Consider the following 949-nt stretch of genomic DNA (forward strand, 5'->3'; position numbering starts at 1 on the left):
CCGCTCGACGACCTCACCGAGGCGACAGTCCGTGATGCGGGTTGGAAGCTGGATGATGTGCTGCCCGAAGGAATTCGGCTCCGCGTTCGCCGCACCGCCAATCTGCATCAGGGCGCCACGATTCACGACGTCACCGCCCAGGTCCATCAGGATCTCTGTCGGGTAGCGGTCGCGGCGGCGGATGCGATCGGCATTCCGGTGACGGGCATCGATTTGCTCGTGCCCGACATCACCGGCGACGACTACGCATTCATCGAAGCCAACGAACGGCCGGGGCTGGCCAACCACGAACCGCAACCCACAGCCTCTGCATTCATCGACTTCCTCTTTCCGGGCCAGCCCGGCCAGCCGCCGGCCTGGACTCCTGAGGAGCCACGACCTCACCAGGATTGACAGCGCTGCACTAACTTTCGAGTTCGTCGAACCGTGCGAGGGCGGCGTCGAGATCCGCCTCGTCGAAGATTTCGAACCGGGAGACCATGTCGCCTTCAAATGCGAAAAGGGCGACCTCGCGCCATTCGAAAGCGAAGCCCTCGTGTGAGGTCCCAGCAACTGCTTCTGTGACGACCACCCCAAGGTTGCCCAGCCGGTGCACAGCTTCGAGGTGCCCCTTGACGTTCGGGGCGACGTCATAAGTAGCACCTATGTATGCGGTCGCGTCACCAGGCGCGAACGCTATTCCCGGACGGTGGTCGATGTTCACACAGTCCGCCGTCGTCGGGGGTACTTCGTGTCGGTTGTAAGCGGCTTGGACCTTCGTAATGGCCGTCCATATGTGCGCGTGAGGGGCTGCCTCTCCGGCGAGGTAGCGGGCATCGAGTTCCGCGAATGCGGCGTCGATGTCGCCGGCGTCGAACAGAACGCGTGCCGCGATCTGGTTTTCGGCGTTGATTTCAAGGACGCACAGTATCTCGGACGCTTCTGAATCGGACCAGCCGCCCCAGACGCA

The 949-nt window shown here is 62.9% G+C and carries 1 protein-coding gene and 1 pseudogene; one reads left to right on the forward strand and one right to left on the reverse strand.

Going from position 1 to position 949, the window contains the following annotated elements:
• Positions 1-393 (forward strand): annotated as a pseudogene (locus tag ACZY0B_RS27750) (N-acetylglutaminylglutamine synthetase); the annotation flags it as partial.
• 10 nt (positions 394-403) lie between these two features.
• On the opposite strand, the gene ACZY0B_RS27755 reads toward ACZY0B_RS27750, so the two are convergent.
• Positions 404-949: hypothetical protein (locus ACZY0B_RS27755; RefSeq protein ID WP_463767423.1), on the reverse strand; the 546-nt coding region annotated here is incomplete at its 5' end.

This window comes from Mycobacterium sp. IDUB_19, from assembly GCF_055419445.1.